The organism is Pseudomonas sp. 18175 (genome assembly GCF_050432925.1).
Taxonomy (GTDB): Bacteria; Pseudomonadota; Gammaproteobacteria; order Pseudomonadales; family Pseudomonadaceae; genus Aquipseudomonas.
The window spans coordinates 15,167-31,705 of sequence record NZ_JBKFTO010000028.1 but is presented as its reverse complement, the minus strand read 5'-3'; the positions used below and the strand labels follow the sequence as shown (position 1 = coordinate 31,705).

The window sequence follows — 16,539 nt, the reverse complement described above, 5'->3', positions numbered from 1 at the left end:
CTCGCTAGGAAAACGTTATTTTCAACAGCTAACAGTAAACGTTATCTGTCTGGTGCGCTGTTTAGTGGGATGGCACTATCGCCCTGACTACTCACTGACGATAAGGAGTCTGTTATGAAAAAAGCACTGGCTATTATTGTGCTCAGTGTCATGAGTACGGCGGTGTTGGCCGATGAGTTGCCACTGGGGCTCAGTACCCCAGTGGCGGGCACGGTGACGGTAGGGGAAACGCTCCTGGTGGGCAGTGCCCTTATTGCTGGGGCGGCCGCCGTGTCCAATAGTGGCGGCAGTTCCAACGGTGGTACTACCACGGGCACGACCGGCACTACCGGCACAACAGGTACGAGCAACTAAGTTATAAACCTTCCGCTTTTAGACCACTCGGAACCCCGTCCAAGTGGTCTTTTTTTCTTGTCGTTTATCGCGAGTGTCCTAACACTATGATGCGTATTTTTTTTGGGGTGGCCGTGGCCGCCGCATTGTTGCAAGGCTGCATGTTTGCCCCAGGTCAATATATGGATACCGCCGCATTGACCGAGGGCGGCGGCGCGCAAAACAGTCGGGTGGATTTAATTCCGATTACGCCAAAGTTATTGGCCATGGACGCGGCAACTCAAGTGCCTTATTCCATCGCGCCGGAACTGTTGAGTTATAAACCCGGGCCCTACCTGATCGGCGCCAATGATGCGCTGTATATCACCGTGTGGGATCACCCAGAGTTGACCGCACCCTCGGGGCCACAACAGCAGATCGACGCCAATGGCCGGCTGGTGAGCCCCGAGGGCAACCTGTTCTACCCCTACGTGGGTGAGTTGGTTGCCAAGGGCCGCAGCATTGAAGCGCTGCGCAGCGAGATCACCGAGAAGCTGCGCCGGTATATCGACAGCCCTCAGGTGGACGTCAGTGTGCTGCGTTTCGCCAGCCAGAAAGTGGTCATCACCGGTGCCGTGATCAAGGCCGGGCCGGTGCCCATCACCACCATTGCGATGAACGTGATGGAAGCCCTCGGCGCCGCCGGTGTCGACCCGATCAATGCCGACCTGTCCAACCTCACGCTGACCCGTGGCGGCAAGCGCTACACCCTGGACCTGGACACCCTCAACCTTGATCAGTCGCGCTTGAATGACATCTACCTCAAGGACGGCGACCAACTCTACCTGGCCTACAACGACCGCAAGCGCATCTACGTGATGGGCGAAGTCATGCAGCCCCGCGCGCTGAGCTTCAAGACCCGCAGCATGAACCTGTCCGACGTGCTCGGTTCGGTGGGCGGCGTCAACCAGAACACCTCCAATGCCGATGCGATCTACGTGATCCGTGGCGCGCAGAACATCGACGTGGAACCGGCCAAGGTGTTCCAGCTGGAAGCGGCATCGCCCTCGGCCATGGCCCTGGCCACGCGTTTTGATGTACAGCCCCAGGACGTGGTGTTTGTGGGCCCGGCCAATATCACGCGCTGGAACCGCTTTATCAGCCAGTTGGTGCCGTCGGCCTCGATCATCGGCATTGGCGCCTCCGCCCAGAACAACCTGAGCGAAGCCAGCAGCCGATAGGGTGGTACCTGCGTGAACCGTCTGAAAATCACGACTTATACGGGGTTGGCGTGGCTGTTGAGTGGCTGCAACCCGCTGATGACTGCCTCGGTGGATACGTTCAGGGCGGCCGTGGCCGGGCCGGCACCGCTGGCCTTGACCCAGGCGCAGGTGGACGCGGTGCCCTTCGCGCAGATCAAGGTCACTACGGTGTCCAGCGAAGGGGTGATGGCGTTGATTCGCCAGCGAGGCGAGCTGCAATTCTGGGTGGCGTCCGGCAAGCAAGTGCTGCTGTTGCGCGATGGCCTGGTGGTGCGCACGGTGGGGTTGGGGGTGGACCTGGATGGTACGCGTTGGCAAGGCCAGTCGCCGTTCCAACTAGGGCTGCACCGCGTACCGCAGGGCTATCGCAGCACGCGCCAGCTGGATGAGGTGAAGGGCTATCGGATGGGCGTCACGCTCACCAGTCGCATGACCCGCAAAGGCCTCGAGACCCTTGAGATCCTCGACAAACCCTATGCCTTGCTGCGGGTCGACGAAGAGGTCGAGGCGCCTGGTTTTTCGGCGCGAAACCGTTACTGGGTTGACCCAGCCAACGGTTTTATCGTGCACAGCGAGCAGCACCTGGCACTCGGCCTGACGCTGACCATCACCCAACTGCAACCCACCCGCAAGGACGCCCAATGAGCCGTCGAACACTCGCGGCGCTGGCCGTTTTATGCAGCTGCGCCGGTGTGTGCCAGGCTGCCATGACGGTGACTGGCCAGGTGCGTACCCCAGGACCGATTGAGCTGCAACCCCAAGCCCGTTTGCTCGATGTGATCACGGCGTCGCAACCAGATGCCGAGGGCTATTGGCTGGGCGCCGCCTGGCTGCACCGACCGTTGCAAGCGCGTCAGGCACGGCTTAAGGCCGGTGTGCTGTTTGACTTGGAAACGTTGCACAAGGCCGCCTTGGCCGCAGGCGCCGAGGAGCGTGCCCGCGTGGCGGCGCAGGTGTACATGCAGGTGCAGGCCTTGCCCGTGACGGGCCGCCAGGTCGCGGTGCTGGACCCGGTCGCGGTGGAGGTGGGGTTTGCGCCCAACCCGTTGGTCAGTGAGGGCGATCGCCTGATCTACCCGCCAAGGCCCGACACGGTGCGTGTGCTCGGCGCGGTCGCAGCGCCGTGCACCTTGGTGTTCCAGCCGCTGCAACAGGCGCGTGACTACCTCAAGGCCTGCCCACCGTTGGTGCCCACTGACGACCTGTGGCTGGTCCAGCCTGACGGGCATGTCACGCGCCTGGGCATCGCCGCCTGGAACCGCGAGGACGGCGTGCCACCGGCACCCGGCAGCACGCTGCTGGTGCCGCTGCGCAGCGACGACCTGGACCCACCTACCCCGGAACTGAACCCGCAATTGGCCGAGTTTCTCGCCACCCAACCCCCGGCTGAGGTCACGCCTTGAAATTATGTATTGCGGCCGTGCTGCTGGTGCCTTGTGGCGTCGTGCATGGCGATCCCCGTTACACTCAAAGCGATTTTGGCGGCGTAGGCTTGCTGCAAACCCCCACCGCACGCATGGCCCCCGCTGGCGAATTCAGCGTGAATGCCAACCGTACCGAGCCGTACAGCCGCTACAGTTTCTCGGCCCAGCCGCTGGACTGGCTGGAAGGCACCTTTCGCTACACCGCGATCACCAACCGCCCTTATGGCGCCGAGTCGTTCAGTGGCGGCCAGAGCTATAAGGACAAGGCTGTGGATGCCAAGGTGCGCCTGACCCAGGAAAGCCACTGGCTGCCCCAGGTCGCGGTGGGGCTGATGGACCTGGGCGGCACCGGGTTGTTTTCCAGTGAGTATGTGGTGGCCAACAAGCGCTATGGTGATCTGGATTTCAGCGCCGGTATCGCCTGGGGTTACCTGGGCAGTCGCGGCGATTTCGACAACCCGCTGGGGGCGCTGGATGATCGCTTCAAGACGCGCCCCACCGCCGAAGGCTCGGGCAATTTCTCCAACGGTTATTTTCGCGGGCGGCCCTCGTTGTTCGGCGGTGTCGCCTACCAAACCCCCTGGGCGCCGTTGAGCCTCAAGCTGGAATATGAGGGCAACGATTACCAGAGCGAACCCCGTGACAACACCCTGCGCCAGGACTCGCCGATCAACCTGGGCCTGGTCTACAAACTGGCCGATTCCGTCGACGTGAGTGCCGCCTGGGAGCGTGGCAACACGGCGATGTTCGGCATCACCCTGCACACCAACTTCGTCAGCCGCAAGGCTCCGGCCAAAACCTACGACCCGCCGGCACCCAAGCTGCCCGCCAAGGCCCCCGACACACCGCCGGACCAAGTGGATTGGGCCGCCGTGTCCCAGCGCCTGCACGACAATGCCGGCTACAGCGTACAGCGCATCGCCCAACGCGGGCCGGAGCTGTTGGTGTACGGCGAACAGCAGCGCTATTTCTACAGCGCCAAGGCGGTGGGACGTGCCAGCCGTATCCTCGATAACAGCGTGAATGACCAGATCGACTGGTTCACCCTGGTCAACCAGCGCTACGCCATGCCGATCGAAGAAACCAGCGTGCCCCGCGAGACATTCCGCAATGTGGTCAATAACCGCGAAGACCTGCAAAACCTGCACCGCCAGGTGGAGATAAACCGGGCCAGCGACACCACCCAGACCGTGCTCTACACCCAGGCGCCCAAACCCTTCACCTATGGCCTGGGCCTGGGCTACAAACAGAACGTTGGCGGGCCGGATGGCTTGCTCTACCAGGTGACCGCCGACCTGGACGCCGAATACCGATTTACCCGCAACACCTGGTGGAGCGGCTTGCTCAGCGTCAACCTGCTGAACAACTACGACGGCTTTACCTACGATGCACCCAGCGGCTTGCCGCGCGTACGCACCGATTTGCGCCAGTACATGACCGCCTCCGACGTGACCTTGCCCACCTTCCAGCTCAACCATGCCCAGCGCCTGGACCAGGACCTGTACGGCATGGTCTACGGCGGTTTGCTGGAGTCGATGTATGCCGGTGTTGGCAGTGAAGTGCTGTACCGGCCGATGGGCCAGGGTTGGGCGTTGGGTGCAGACATGAACTACGTGCGCCAGCGCGGTTTCGAGCAAGACTTCAGCCTGCGCAGCTACCACACGGTGACCGGGCATATCACCGGCTACAGTGACCTGCCGTTCAACACCCAGGGTGCCTTGAGCGTGGGCCGCTACCTGGCCCGGGACTGGGGCGCCACCCTCGACTTGTCTCGCCAGTTCAACAACGGCGTACGCGTCGGGGCATGGATCACCCTGACCACGGCCTCCAAGGAGCAATACGGCGAGGGCAGTTTTGACAAGGGGCTGTACCTGTCGATTCCGTTCGATGAACTGATGAGCCTGTCGACCACGCGCCGTGCCAACCTGGTGTGGGCACCACTGACCCGCGATGGCGGGGCGCGTTTGAACCGTGCGTACTCGCTGCATTCAATGACGGATGGGCGTGACAGTGCGTTGTTCTACAACAACATCGACAAGATCACGGAGTGAAAGCGGGGTGGTGAATGGGGTGGTTGTGGTGAGCGGGGCAAGCCCGCTTACCACAACCACAGCACAACAATCCCCCGCATCAGTAGATATCTTTGGAGAGCAGGGTAAACGGGGTCTTCACCAGGATCTTGAGGTCCAGCCACAACGACCAGGTATTGATATAGCGAAGGTCGATATCGACCCGTTTTTGCATTTTCTCCAGCGTCTCCGTCTCGCCCCGGCAACCATTCACCTGGGCCAAGCCCGTGATGCCGGGCTTGATGCGATGGCGTGCCATGTAGGCGCGGATTTTTCCCGAGTAGTAATCGTTGTGCGCGATCGCATGGGGGCGTGGACCCACCAAGGCCATATGCCCTTGCAGCACGTTGAACAGTTGCGGCAGTTCATCGATAGACGTACGCCGAATAAAGCGGCCTATCGGTGTGATGCGCGAGTCATTTCGGCTGGCCTGGCGTACGTCGTGGTCGTCATGCACGCGCATCGAGCGAAACTTCCAGACCTTGATCACCTCACCGTTCCAGCCATGGCGGTCCTGTTTGAAGATCACCGGGCCAGGGGAGGTGAGCTTGATCAGCAGGGCAAACAACAACAGCACCGGGCTGAGCACGATGATCGCCAACAGCGCCAGGCTTTTGTCCAGCAGTGACTTGCTCAGGGCGGCAGTGGGGCGGCTGGTCAGGGGGCTTTCATTGAGGAAGATCGCCGGCAAGCCATCCACCTCTGCCACACAGTGGTTGAGCAGCAGCATGTTGTTGAGGTCGGGCACCCAGATCACGTCCACGCTGATCTCCAGCAGGTTGAGGTACAACGCCTCGATGTGGGTGGCCTCCTGCAGGGAGTGGGTGATATAGAGCCGGCGGATGCCATGTTGCTTGATCAATTGCGGCAATTGCGGCAGCTCGCCGAGTACCCGCGGCTGGGCGTCCGGGGATGCGTCGGTGCGGCTGCCGACCAGCCCGACCAAGGGCGAGCGCTTTTGCCTGGAAAGGGTCTTGGCCAGGTCGGTGGCGAGTTTGCCGGTACCCACAATCAATGATTTCTGTCGCGCGTGAAGTTGACGGTGATAATACTTGGACAAACTATGTATGGGTGTATAACAAAGTGCTAGCAATGGATAACTGATCGCCGCCCAAAGTAGCAGCGTCTCCAGCGGAAACAACGAACTGGCATCACACGCAAGACCTACCGCAAACACGATGCCCATCGTCATCAGCCAATCCATAAACAATCGACCCAAGCCAATGGCATAGTCATCTTTTTTGCTATAGACATCAAAAAGGGTATAAGCCGGAAGAGAGGCCAATATCGTAAAGGCCGCCAATACCCGATAGGGATATTCCAATTGGCCGGTCTTCGAAATGACCAATAAGAACAACAGTGCAACCACCAGCGTCGAGGCCAATGTCCACTGCCCCCAGAACGTCAAACCCCTGGGGGTTAAGTTGCGATGCATTCTAGTGTTATTAAGCATAGTTCTGCTCCCGCGGATAACCACGCACGTGATGGCAGGGTTTAACCAAGTTCGGCTTCAATCAAAAGTAAAACCACAGGCACGCGCGAGCGCGTACCCAAGGATAGTAATGAAGGGGGCGGGGCAGTGGCTGACGACTTATAACAAGGTCAGGCACGTTTTATAAATGTGGGTGTTATAAAAGGGCAGGTAGAAGAGCGTGGTAATAGGCAGGGTGAAGAGTAATATCTAACTGTTTTTATTTTAACGGCGTGGTTGGCCAGGTTCGAAGGGCTTTTTGATTTTTTGGGTTAGGCAATAACCACGGTTTCTAACGGCGCGAAACAGCCGTTCGCCGTCGTTGGCACGTTTGAACTTTTCCTGAAGGCGGCTCAAACACATTTCCAGCCCGCGATATTGTTCGGGTTCACGCCCGATATTACGGATCAACTCTTCCTTGCTGACCACGCGTTCCTCATGGTGCAGCATCTTTTTAACCAGCGCCGACTCAATCGTGGTCAGTGAAATACGCAAGCCACCTTTGACCAGCGTGCGGTCATGTTGGGTCAATACCCAGAAGTCTTGTGGGTGTAATTGAGTCCTGTCAGGGCTTATATCCTGTGTGCGAGTGTGGTTATCCGCTACGTTGTCCGCAGGTGTTCTTGACTCTTGTCGCGCCGCATTAAACGGTTGTGAGGGCAGGGTAAGTGTGTGGGTAATGACATAGGTAGTATGCCGTTGGGTGATCGGTTGCGTATCACCGGCGCTAATGTGCAGGTGAGAGAACACCCGATTGTTATCCCGGTTCTCGACGGTCGTTGGTGCGCTTGAATCGTAATGGAATAACTCTGTATTGGGCGTGAAGTCTTTCAATGCAATGGCCGTCAATGTCGGCGTGAAGGCATGTTTCTTGAGTGAGCTCATAGTGTCCACCAATCGAAAGGAAGTGCAGGAGTTATAAAGCGTCAGCGGGAGAGTAATAGCCGCCCTGAAAGTATTCGAACGGCAAGTTTTTAGCCAGCATCGCGCTGTCGGAAAACTCAACATGGTCGGCGATGAAGCACACCCTGGTCGCACTGATCAGCTCCAGCATGCGGTCGTAGAGGCGGTCGAACAGGTCAAAGCGGGTGTTCAGGCTCAGCCGCAGCGCGGAGTCAGGGAAGGGCATTTTTATAAAATCGTAGAGTGCCAGGCCAATCAGCAAATCGGCAGGCTTTGTATCGAGTCTGTAGTTGTTGTAGGCCAAGTTGATACCGCTCTGGTCTTTCAACTTGTATAACTGGCGCACCATCGCCCGACGTTCTACGGGGCCGGGCAGGGTATCCAGCGAGTTGTCGATGCTGAGGGTGAGGGTTTGTTTTTGTTTTGCCAGTGCCTGGGACACCTGGATAACCTTCTTGAGTGCATCGTCATTCATCAAGGTCGATTGCGCAATACGCAAGAACTTGTGACAGGCCACGGGGCTGGCAACCCTGGATGCTTTGCAGCGAGGGCTGATATGCTCCAGCGCCTCGTTATAGGCGCCTTCAACTTGTGCGCCGACCACACGGACTTCACTGCCCCACCATGCATGGTTGCGCGCCACAATCGCCTGACGAACCAGCATGAAGTCCAGGGTATCAACGAGTGGGACGTTCATGCTATTCACGGTTCGACCACTCCTTGACGGGTTGGAAATGATTGGCGCAAATAAGCCCGCGGCTGAGTTTGTAGCCATAGCCCCGGATGTTTTGAATAATATTTTCGCCGTAGTGCGCTTTGATTTTGCTGCGCAGGCGACTGATGGATTTTTCCAACGCACGTGAATCGTAATACTTGGTGTTAAGCCCCATCACCTCCGCGATTTCGTTATGGCTGAGCAGGCGGCGTTGGATAAGTGCCTCAAGGACTTGCATTTCGACGAAAGAGATTTCCAACTTCTTTCCATCGCCATAAATACACATGCGGTCCTGATCCAATATCAGGCCGCCTTGATTCAGTCGCGCATTTTCACTGAGAAAAGCGTCAAACAGGCTCAGTTTTTTTTCCGGGGAAGTTTCTACCACCTTCACGCAATAGTCTGCGCCGGCCAGGTAATATTTAGTCTTGCTCAACGTGGAAGCAAAGGTCACCACGACAAATATGGTGCAGCCAGGGTTTTCGTCCCGAGTCTTTCTTATTATGTCCAGTGTGAGATTGCTGGCGGAGGGTGTATCAATTTCTATAATAATTGCACGGTAATGTACGTGACTTTCCTGGGCGTCAATTAGTTGTCCGTAGCAACGTGTATCGACTTTTAAATGCTCCGGTACAGTGCGAGCTATAAGCGCCCGAAAGTCCTCCGATTTCGATTGAGTCCGTGCAATAGCGAGGACATTGGAAAAATGCATCACCCTACTCCCTTTCCCGGCATGCAAGGCCGTCAGTTCAATCGCTGCTAGCGTTTAGATACTAATCGAATTGAATACGGCAAAACGTGACAAATTTTAACATTGGCCACTTTGTTTTTACGAGCGCAGCGGGGGAGGGTGGTTATTGCGAGGGCAACTACGACGGCTTATTCATATGCTAGTGCATATTTTTAATGCTCGATAAGTATTTTAGCCCAAAGGTTTTTTTGTCTGGGCAGGGGTTAAACCTGCCCACTTAGGGAAGGGAGTGGCCGTACACATGCATCAGGACATGCGTCGGGTGCCACGGGTTGCGAGGGTGTTTGAAACGGTAGGGGCGGGGTTGGCGGACTTCCTGGCGGCGTAAGGCTTGACACTGCAAGGCTTGCGCGCAACGATCAGCGCAATTTTATAAAATTGAGTTTCAGTCATGGCCAAAGTCCAGGTGCCCCCAGATTTCGATGCCTTGCTCAACAGGTATGGCATGAAGGTTTTCGAGCTCGCACGGGTATTCAGGCGGTCGACGACAAAGGCCGGTACTTGCACTGGGATGAATTTCGGCGGCATCCCGCCCCAGGGGTGCAGAAGGAAGCGGCCTGGGCTGCCATCAAGCTGTCCCGGGCTTGTGCGAGCCAGCCCCTTGAACTGCGCAGCGAGTGCGGCAGTGCGTTTTTCCTGTGCGCTACCGAATTCAGCAGTGCGGCCATCCACGGTATTGAGCAGATGCCAAGGAACTTACCCATGACTATGACATCACCGAAAACACTGCGCGCAGTGACCTGGAAAAGCTCTTCGCAATGAAAGTGCTGTTCAAGGCGCAGGAAGGTAAAAGCTTTGTGTATATCGCCAGAAATGATGCGCAAACCAACTTGAAAAAGGCCGCCTCCCCGCGTTAGCTCTGCGCCGTAACCGCAGGCGAAAAAAAACCGGCTGATCAGGCCGGTTTGGGGTGCCCCGCAAGCAGTGGGGGGTTATACGCGGGTGCTCAGCAGGCGATCTGCACCACTTTCGGCAACGCGGTTTTCCAGCAGGCGATCAGAGCCACCTTCGGCAACACGACGTTCCAACAGGCGATCTGCACCACCTTCGGCAACACGGTTTTCCATCAGACGATCAGAGCCACCTTCGGCAACGCGGCGTTCCAACACACGATCGGAGCCACCTTCGGCAACACGGCGTTCCAGCAGGCGGTCAGAGCCACCTTCGGCAACACGGTTTTCCATCAGGCGATCCGCGCCGCCTTCAGCGACAACAGGGTGGGCAAAAGCGTTGGCTGCAAGTACCGAGAAAGCGAGGCTAAGCAAGATTTGGCGTTTCATGAGTGTGTGCTCCAAGTGTTTTAGTGGGGTGTCGCTGGGTATGGGTTTGATGGTACGCGTTGCATTTTTTAAGAGAACTTCATTGCGCTGATGGTGACTATCGATGCCAGCGATAGCCCGTGTTTGCGGGCTATCCCAGGGCCGGTCATGGCATCTGCGGCAGTTCGTTGGGGCGCAGGTCGAACACCAGCACCTCGGCATCTTCGCCATGGCTGAGGCGAATCTGGCGCTCATCACGCACTCGCGCACCGTCACCTTCCTGCAAGCGCTGGCCGTTGATTTCAACGCTGCCTCGGGCCACATGGATGTACACATGGCGATCCGGCGCCAGGTCCAGGGTTGCGTTTTCCTCACCGTTGAACAGCCCGGCATATACCCGTGCGTCCTGGCGCACGCTCAGGGAACCGTCGGCGCCGTCCGGCGAGATGATCAACTGCAAGCGCCCACGTTTCTGTGCCTCGGTGAAGTGCTCCTGTTGGTAGCGCGGTTCGGCACCGGCCACGGCGGGCACGATCCAGATTTGCAGGAAGTGCACACCACGGGTCTGGCTGTGGTTGAACTCGCTGTGGGCCACGCCGCTGCCGGCACTCATCAGTTGCACATCGCCAGGGCGGATCACCGAGCCGGTGCCCAGGGTGTCTTTGTGTTCCAGGGCGCCTTCGAGCACATAGGAGAAGATCTCCATGTCACGGTGCGGGTGCTGGCCGAAGCCTTTACCGGCGATGACGCGGTCATCGTTGATCACCAGCAGGTCGGAAAAACCCTGCTCCTCGGGGTTCCAATAGTTGGCGAACGAGAAGGTGTGGAACGACTTCAACCAGCCGTGATTGGCGGCGCCGCGTTCGGTAGCTTTGCGAAGGGTCAGCATGGTCTTGTCCTCAAGTGGGAGCGGGCTGCGGTATGCAGGGCTCCTGCGTTGAGAAGAAGATTAATGGTTACTGGAATATTCATTAAGAAGCTGAAAACTGAATTACTGTCCCGTTCAGGTTGACAATAAAAGACGTGCCATAATGCCCGGCCCGCACCTTTGCCTCTCTATTATTCGATGGATGTTTTTGCCCTATGAAAACCGTGGCCATGGCGCTGTTCCCGGACTTCCTCCTGCTCGACATGGCCGGGCCGCTTGAAGTGTTTTCCATCGCCAACCGCTACCTGCCAGCGGCCGCCCATTACCAGATCCTCACCATCGGCACCGAGCCCGGCCCGCTGCGTGCCTCCAATGGCGTGGTGGTGCACACCGACCTGCTGCTGGACCAGGCCCACGGCGCCTATGACCTGTTGCTGGTTCCGGGCGGCCCCGGTGCCTATAACGAATGCCACCCCGCGTTGCTGCCGTGGCTCAAGGCGGCGGCACCCAAGGCGCGGCGCTTTGGGTCGATCTGCACCGGCGCCTTTGTATTGGGCCACGCCGGGCTGCTGGACGATCACCGCGTAACCACCCACTGGCACTACACCGAGCGGTTGATCAAGGCGTTTCCCAAGGCCGTGGTCGAGACGGATCGCATCTACCTGCAGGATGGACGCTTGATCACCTCGGGCGGGGTCACCGCCGGTATCGACCTGGCGCTGTCGATCGTGGCCCAGGACCATGGCAAGGAAGTCGCGGTGGAAGTGGCCAAGGTGTTGCTGGTGGTGATGAAACGCCAGGGCGGGCAGGCCCAGTTCAGCCCGATGACCGCAGCCGTAGCGCCCCAGGAAACTGCCATCACCCGTGTGCAGAACCATGTGCTGGCGCACCTGGACCAACCCTTCACCATTGAGTCCATGGCCGAGCTGGCCGGCATGAGCGCACGTCACTTCGCGCGGCTGTTCGCCAAGGACGTGCAGATGACCCCCATGGCCTTTCTGCAAGGCGCACGCATCGACCGTGCCCGCCAGTTGCTGGAAACCACTGACCTGCCGCTCAAGACCGTGGCGTTCCACGCAGGCTTCGGCAGCGTGCGCTATATGCGCTTTCTATTCAGCGAAAAGCTCGGCCTCAACCCCACTCAATACCGACAGCAGTTCAGTTAACGACCGGATGTCCGTCTGGCGCACCCGATTGTCCGTGTCGCTCCCTGTGCCAGCATTGTCCTGTCATCGCTAGCTGGCAAGATAGCTGCAAGCCCACGGAAAAGGATGCGCAAACGCCCAAGGCCGGGTGTTTCAGCGCTATTACAGACCATGAACAACCCTCAGGCGATTGACGTTGATGGCACGGTGCGCTTCGGTGCCTATGCCTTTCACCGCCAACAGCGGCTGGTGAGCAAGGCCGGCTGGCCGGTGCCGTTGGGTGGACGTGCGCTGGATATCCTGGCCGTGCTGCTGGAAGCGCCTGGGCAGTTCATCAGCAAGGCCACGTTGATCGAGCGGGTCTGGCCAAGCAGCGTGGTGGAAGAAAACAACCTGCGGGTGCATATCGTCGCCCTGCGCCGGGCCCTTGATGGCCAGCGCTTTATCCTCAACGACCCCCAGCGTGGCTATTGCTTTGCCGCGCCCGTCCACGGCGCGATCCAGCACCTGGCGCCCCGGCATAACCTGGCGGCGCGGCTCAGCCCGTTGATGGGCTGCGATGAGCTGTTGGGCGTGCTGGTGCGGCGCCTGTCCGGGCAACGCCTGATGACCCTCACCGGTTGCGCCGGCGTGGGCAAGAGCAGCCTGGCCCTGGCCCTGGCCGAGCGGGTGTTGCCGCGTTACCGCGATGGCGTGTGGTGGGTGGACCTGGCCACCGTGCAAGCCCCCATGACCATGCTGCGCCACCTGGCCACGGCGTTGCAGCTGGAGCCCTGCGCCAGTGCCACGGAGTTGTCCCGCCAATTGGCCTCCCGGCAATTGTTGCTGGTGCTCGACGGCGCCGACCTGTTGTTGGGCGCCTGTCGGCATCTGCTAAGGGTGCTGCGTGAAAAAGCCCCACATGTCAGCGTGCTGCTCAGCAGCCGCGAGCCGTTGCAGATCGACGGTGAGTGGGTGCAGCTTGTGCCCCGTCTGGCAACGCCCGCACCCCAGGCGCTGGGCAGTGTGGAACAGGCAATGGCGTACCCGGCGGTGCAATTGTTTGTGGCAAGGGTGTGCGCCAGCCAACAGGGTTTTGTCTTGCGGCCCCAGGACCTGGCGCCGCTGCGGGACATTTGCCGGCGCCTTGACGGGATTCCGCTGGCCCTGGAACTGGCTGCAGCCCAAGTGGACGCCCTGGGTATACGCGGCTTGCAAGCGCAATTGCGGCGTGGCTTGCAGGTGCTGACCCGAGGCCGGCGCACCGCAGTGGAGCGCCACCAGTCACTGGCGGCGGCCCTGGACTGGACCTACGAGCGCCTCAGCCTGCCGGAGCGCTGGCTGTTCCTGCAATTGAGCCTGTTCAAGATGGCGGTCACCTTGCCGGCCTTGAGCGAGTTGGTGGCCGGTACGGAGTTGGAACACGCCGACCTGTCCTACCTGCTGGGCCGCCTGGTCAATACCTCGTTGCTGAGCCTTGAACCGGGCCCAGGCCATGCGCGTTACCGCCTGCTCAATTGCGTGCGCAGCTATGCGCTGGCACACCTGCGCGACCCGTTGCAGGTGGCACGTTTGCAACAGGGCTATGGGCATTACCTGGGGCCGTTTTCAGGCCGGCCGTTTGTCTTGCAACTCGTCGAGCAGGCGGCGTACGCGGACTAGGTCCTGGGTCGCAAAGCCCTCAGTAAACCGCTCATACACCGAACTCAGCAGGTCGCGAGCCGCCTGCACGCGCCCTTGCTGTTGCCACAGCCGCGCCAATGACGCTGCGCACCGCAGCTCCCAGGCCAGTGCCCCTTGCTGATGTGCCAGGCCGAGGGCTTCAAGCAGCAAGGCTTCGGCGGCACGGGCATCGCTCATGGCCTCGGCCCGCACCCGCAGGATCTCCGACGTGCACCAGCCCGCCGCACCGTTGCGGGCACGCTCGAAAACAGCGTCTCGCACGGCGATGGCGTTGAAGGTCACCAGGATGTCTTCGACCAGTCCCAACCCCTCGACATCGGCGATGCGCAGCGTGCCTTCGTAGCAGCGTGCCCAGGTTTGGAACAACTGCGCCGAATGCTTTTGCGCTTGCTGCAACAGCAGGTCGAGGTTGTCGCGGGCGGCAGTGGCGTCGCCGTTGTAATGGGGGATGACCACGCCGGCCAGGGCCAGGGTGTAGCAGATCGAGGTGCCATGGTTGATCTGCAAGGCCAGTTCCAGCGCCTGGCTCGCCGTGCGCCAGGCGCGCTCGGGAAAACCCCGCAACCACAGGATGCGCGCGAGGATGGTCAGCGAGGCGACGCTCTGGTCGTACTGCACGCCAAAGCCATGGGTAAACCGGTTGAGATGGCCGCTCTGGGCCATGCGCTGGATCACCTGTTCGGCGTTGTGCTGCGCCAGCGCCTGGTTGCCCGCAAAGTGTTGCGCCAACACCCGCAGGCGTTGGGCGCTGAGGGCCAGCAAGGGCTCGGCCTGCGGCCCCAACTGGTCGAAATGCAGGCTTTGCGCCAGGGCTTGCCGGTAGTTGGCGCAGCACAGGTTGACCGCCATATGCCCCGACACAGCACGCAATTGCCCGGCCAGGTCCTTACCGGCCTCCGCCAGGCGGCGGGCGCGGGTGAACGCCTCGATGGTCTGCGGCGTACCGCCCTGGGTGTGATAGGAAAAACTGCCTAATGCCAACTGCAAGGCCATGTTCAAGCGTTGGCTCGGTGCATCCGATTGCCCCAGCCGCGCCAGGGCCTTGCCCACGTACAGGCCGTGTTCGCGCAACAGCGACAGCTCCTGCCACAAGGGCATGGCGCTCACCGTCAGGCGTATGCCCAGCAGGTGCACGCCGCCGTCGCCCAGGCCCCAGTCGAGGGCGGCGCGGATGTCTTCGCGCAGGGGCGCATAGCGGTCGATCCACACCTGGGTGGCGGTGCATTCCCAGTCGTCCTGTGCCTGGTTCATCAACGCCAGACAGCGCTCGGCATGGCGCTCGCGGGTGGCGTCGAGTTCGTCGGCAACGCTGAGTTTTTCCAGGGCATAGGTGCGGGTGATATCCAGCAGGCGATAGACCATCTCGTCATCACCGGCCTCCACATTGAGCAAGGATTTGGCGATCAGTTGAGTGATAGAACCCAACACCTCCGTGGGTGCGATCTGTTCTCCGGCGATCACCGCCGCTGCGCTGGCCAGGCTGAACCCACCCCGAAACACCGCCAGGCGCCGCAGGCAAATCTGCTCGCAGGCCGTCAGCAGTTCAAAGCTCCAGTCCAATGTGGCCCGCAGGGTTTGATGACGGGGCAGGGCGCTGCGTCGACCACGGGTGAGCAAGCGGAAATTGTCTTCCATCTGCACCAGCAGTCCTGGCAGGCCGAAGCGTTCGATTTGTGCTGCAACCAACTCGATGGCCAGGGGGATGCCGTCGAGGCGCTGGCAGATATCGATGGCCAGGGGCAGTTCGGCTTCGCTCAGTTCAAAACTGTCTTGATGGGACATGGCCCGTTCGATCAACAGTTGCAGGGCCGGGTAACCGAGGGCCTGGGCACGGTTGCCGGTAGCGGGTGGGCAGGCCAGGGGATCAAGGCGTTGCACGTATTCGCCCTCGGCGCGCAAGGCTTCGCGGCTGGTGGCCAGGATATGCAGCTTGGGCGCATGGCGCAGCAGGGTTTCGCTGATCAGCGCGATGTCATCCAGCAGGTGTTCACAGTTGTCGATCACCAGCAACACTTGCTTGTCTTGCAGGCTGCGGGCGAATGCGGCCAGTGGCTCATGCTCGGCTTGGACGAGGTCGAGCAGGGCGGCGAGGTTGGGCAGGATCATCGACGGCGCACTCAGCGGCGCCAGGTCGAGCAGGCGGATGCCGTCGCGGTAATGGCCGATCAGCAGTTCCGCCACGCGCAAGGCGACGGTGGTCTTGCCGATCCCGCCGGCGCCGGTCAGGGTGATAAAGCGTTGCTCGGGCAACTGCTGCACCAGGCTGTCGATCAGGGCCTGGCGGCCGATCATCCGCGTACGCCGTAGCGGCAGGTTGTGGCCCTGGCTTTGCGGGGCGCCGTCGTTGGGTAGGCTCATCGGTTCGATGCTCAGTGGCGCAACAAAACTGTAGCCACGCTGGGCCACCGTCACGATATAGCGCTGCCCGGCCTGGCCATCGCCCAGGGCCTTGCGCAACGCCGCCATGTGCACCCGCAGGTTGCCGTCTTCCACCACACTTTTGGGCCAGACGCGGGCGATCAATTCCTGTTTGCTCACCACATTGCCGGCCTGCTCCAGCAGGATCAGCAGGATCTCCACCGCTCGCCGTCCCAGGCGCAACGGGCGGCCGGCCTCCAACACCAGTCGCTGGTGTGGATGCACGCGGTAGGGGCCGAAGTGTACGGCCTGATCGCTTTGGTCACTCATGGTTGCCCAT

General features: G+C 60.2%; 15 protein-coding genes. 7 read left to right on the top strand and 8 right to left on the bottom strand.

Features of this window, described 5'->3' with window-relative positions:
* The first annotated feature begins 114 nt into the window (after positions 1-114).
* The 5 genes from ACLD1Y_RS27350 (at position 115) to ACLD1Y_RS27330 (ending at position 5,049) form a co-directional block, all read left to right on the top strand.
* Positions 115-354, top strand: a complete 240-nt coding sequence (locus ACLD1Y_RS27350; protein WP_429480817.1) for a hypothetical protein — start codon at positions 115-117, stop codon at positions 352-354.
* An 86-nt stretch (positions 355-440) separates the two neighbouring features.
* Complete coding sequence (locus ACLD1Y_RS27345; protein WP_429480816.1) at positions 441-1,553, top strand: polysaccharide biosynthesis/export family protein; 1,113 nt, start codon at positions 441-443, stop codon at positions 1,551-1,553.
* Between the two features lie 12 nt (positions 1,554-1,565).
* Positions 1,566-2,219: a YjbF family lipoprotein gene (locus ACLD1Y_RS27340; protein WP_429480815.1), complete on the top strand. Its 654-nt coding sequence runs from the start codon at positions 1,566-1,568 to the stop codon at positions 2,217-2,219.
* Positions 2,216-2,977 (top strand): capsule biosynthesis GfcC D2 domain-containing protein, encoded by a 762-nt coding sequence (locus ACLD1Y_RS27335; RefSeq protein WP_429480814.1) that lies wholly within the window; start codon positions 2,216-2,218, stop codon positions 2,975-2,977. Before ACLD1Y_RS27340 ends, ACLD1Y_RS27335 begins: the two co-directional genes overlap by 4 nt.
* A complete protein-coding gene (locus tag ACLD1Y_RS27330) occupies positions 2,974-5,049 on the top strand; it encodes a YjbH domain-containing protein (RefSeq protein WP_429480812.1) in 2,076 nt (691 codons plus the stop codon). The genes ACLD1Y_RS27335 and ACLD1Y_RS27330 overlap by 4 nt, the downstream gene beginning before the upstream one ends.
* 79 nt (positions 5,050-5,128) lie before the next feature.
* Here the strand turns inward: ACLD1Y_RS27330 and ACLD1Y_RS27325 are convergent, their stop codons facing one another.
* From ACLD1Y_RS27325 to ACLD1Y_RS27295, 7 genes are all read right to left on the bottom strand, one after another.
* A complete protein-coding gene (locus ACLD1Y_RS27325) occupies positions 5,129-6,520 on the bottom strand; it encodes an undecaprenyl-phosphate glucose phosphotransferase (protein WP_429480811.1) in 1,392 nt (463 codons plus the stop codon).
* Between the two features lie 243 nt (positions 6,521-6,763).
* The gene (locus tag ACLD1Y_RS27320) at positions 6,764-7,423 is read right to left on the bottom strand and encodes a winged helix-turn-helix domain-containing protein (protein ID WP_429480810.1); all 660 of its coding nucleotides are present in this window, start codon (positions 7,421-7,423) and stop codon (positions 6,764-6,766) included.
* Between the two features lie 31 nt (positions 7,424-7,454).
* The gene (locus ACLD1Y_RS27315) at positions 7,455-8,138 is read right to left on the bottom strand and encodes a hypothetical protein (RefSeq protein ID WP_429480877.1); all 684 of its coding nucleotides are present in this window, start codon (positions 8,136-8,138) and stop codon (positions 7,455-7,457) included.
* A 1-nt stretch (position 8,139) separates the two neighbouring features.
* Positions 8,140-8,868 carry a winged helix-turn-helix domain-containing protein gene (locus ACLD1Y_RS27310; RefSeq protein WP_429480809.1) on the bottom strand — a complete coding sequence of 243 codons (729 nt, stop codon included), beginning with the start codon at positions 8,866-8,868 and terminating at the stop codon, positions 8,140-8,142.
* 285 nt (positions 8,869-9,153) lie between these two features.
* Complete coding sequence (locus tag ACLD1Y_RS27305; protein WP_429480808.1) at positions 9,154-9,579, bottom strand: hypothetical protein; 426 nt, start codon at positions 9,577-9,579, stop codon at positions 9,154-9,156.
* 260 nt (positions 9,580-9,839) lie between these two features.
* Positions 9,840-10,187, bottom strand: coding sequence for a hypothetical protein (locus ACLD1Y_RS27300; RefSeq protein WP_429480807.1), 348 nt, complete (start codon positions 10,185-10,187; stop codon positions 9,840-9,842).
* 145 nt (positions 10,188-10,332) lie between these two features.
* Entirely contained in the window at positions 10,333-11,055 is a 723-nt protein-coding gene (locus ACLD1Y_RS27295) for a pirin family protein (RefSeq protein ID WP_429480806.1), read from the bottom strand.
* 194 nt (positions 11,056-11,249) lie between these two features.
* Here ACLD1Y_RS27295 and ACLD1Y_RS27290 point away from each other — a divergent pair, with 194 nt between their 5' ends.
* Positions 11,250-12,200 (top strand): GlxA family transcriptional regulator, encoded by a 951-nt coding sequence (locus ACLD1Y_RS27290; protein ID WP_429480805.1) that lies wholly within the window; start codon positions 11,250-11,252, stop codon positions 12,198-12,200.
* 150 nt (positions 12,201-12,350) lie between these two features.
* Positions 12,351-13,820 carry a winged helix-turn-helix domain-containing protein gene (locus ACLD1Y_RS27285; RefSeq protein WP_429480804.1) on the top strand — a complete coding sequence of 490 codons (1,470 nt, stop codon included), beginning with the start codon at positions 12,351-12,353 and terminating at the stop codon, positions 13,818-13,820.
* Here ACLD1Y_RS27285 and ACLD1Y_RS27280 read toward each other — a convergent pair.
* Positions 13,767-16,529: an ATP-binding protein gene (locus ACLD1Y_RS27280; protein WP_429480803.1), complete on the bottom strand. Its 2,763-nt coding sequence runs from the start codon at positions 16,527-16,529 to the stop codon at positions 13,767-13,769. The two genes, ACLD1Y_RS27285 and ACLD1Y_RS27280, sit on opposite strands and share 54 nt — an antisense overlap.
* Between the last annotated feature and the right edge of the window lie 10 nt (positions 16,530-16,539).

What these genes read in the sequence shown, in the direction of transcription:
- ACLD1Y_RS27350 (WP_429480817.1), top strand. Translation starts at nt 115, where the DNA reads ATGAAAAAAGCACTGGCTATTATTGTGCTCAGTGTCATGAGTACGGCG.
- ACLD1Y_RS27345 (WP_429480816.1), top strand. Translation starts at nt 441, where the DNA reads ATGATGCGTATTTTTTTTGGGGTGGCCGTGGCCGCCGCATTGTTGCAA.
- ACLD1Y_RS27335 (WP_429480814.1), top strand. Translation starts at nt 2,216, where the DNA reads ATGAGCCGTCGAACACTCGCGGCGCTGGCCGTTTTATGCAGCTGCGCC.
- ACLD1Y_RS27325 (WP_429480811.1), bottom strand. Translation starts at nt 6,520, where the DNA reads ATGCTTAATAACACTAGAATGCATCGCAACTTAACCCCCAGGGGTTTG.
- ACLD1Y_RS27320 (WP_429480810.1), bottom strand. Translation starts at nt 7,423, where the DNA reads ATGAGCTCACTCAAGAAACATGCCTTCACGCCGACATTGACGGCCATT.
- ACLD1Y_RS27315 (WP_429480877.1), bottom strand. Translation starts at nt 8,138, where the DNA reads ATGAACGTCCCACTCGTTGATACCCTGGACTTCATGCTGGTTCGTCAG.
- ACLD1Y_RS27310 (WP_429480809.1), bottom strand. Translation starts at nt 8,868, where the DNA reads ATGCATTTTTCCAATGTCCTCGCTATTGCACGGACTCAATCGAAATCG.
- ACLD1Y_RS27300 (WP_429480807.1), bottom strand. Translation starts at nt 10,187, where the DNA reads ATGAAACGCCAAATCTTGCTTAGCCTCGCTTTCTCGGTACTTGCAGCC.
- ACLD1Y_RS27295 (WP_429480806.1), bottom strand. Translation starts at nt 11,055, where the DNA reads ATGCTGACCCTTCGCAAAGCTACCGAACGCGGCGCCGCCAATCACGGC.
- ACLD1Y_RS27290 (WP_429480805.1), top strand. Translation starts at nt 11,250, where the DNA reads ATGAAAACCGTGGCCATGGCGCTGTTCCCGGACTTCCTCCTGCTCGAC.
- ACLD1Y_RS27285 (WP_429480804.1), top strand. Translation starts at nt 12,351, where the DNA reads ATGAACAACCCTCAGGCGATTGACGTTGATGGCACGGTGCGCTTCGGT.
- ACLD1Y_RS27280 (WP_429480803.1), bottom strand. Translation starts at nt 16,529, where the DNA reads ATGAGTGACCAAAGCGATCAGGCCGTACACTTCGGCCCCTACCGCGTG.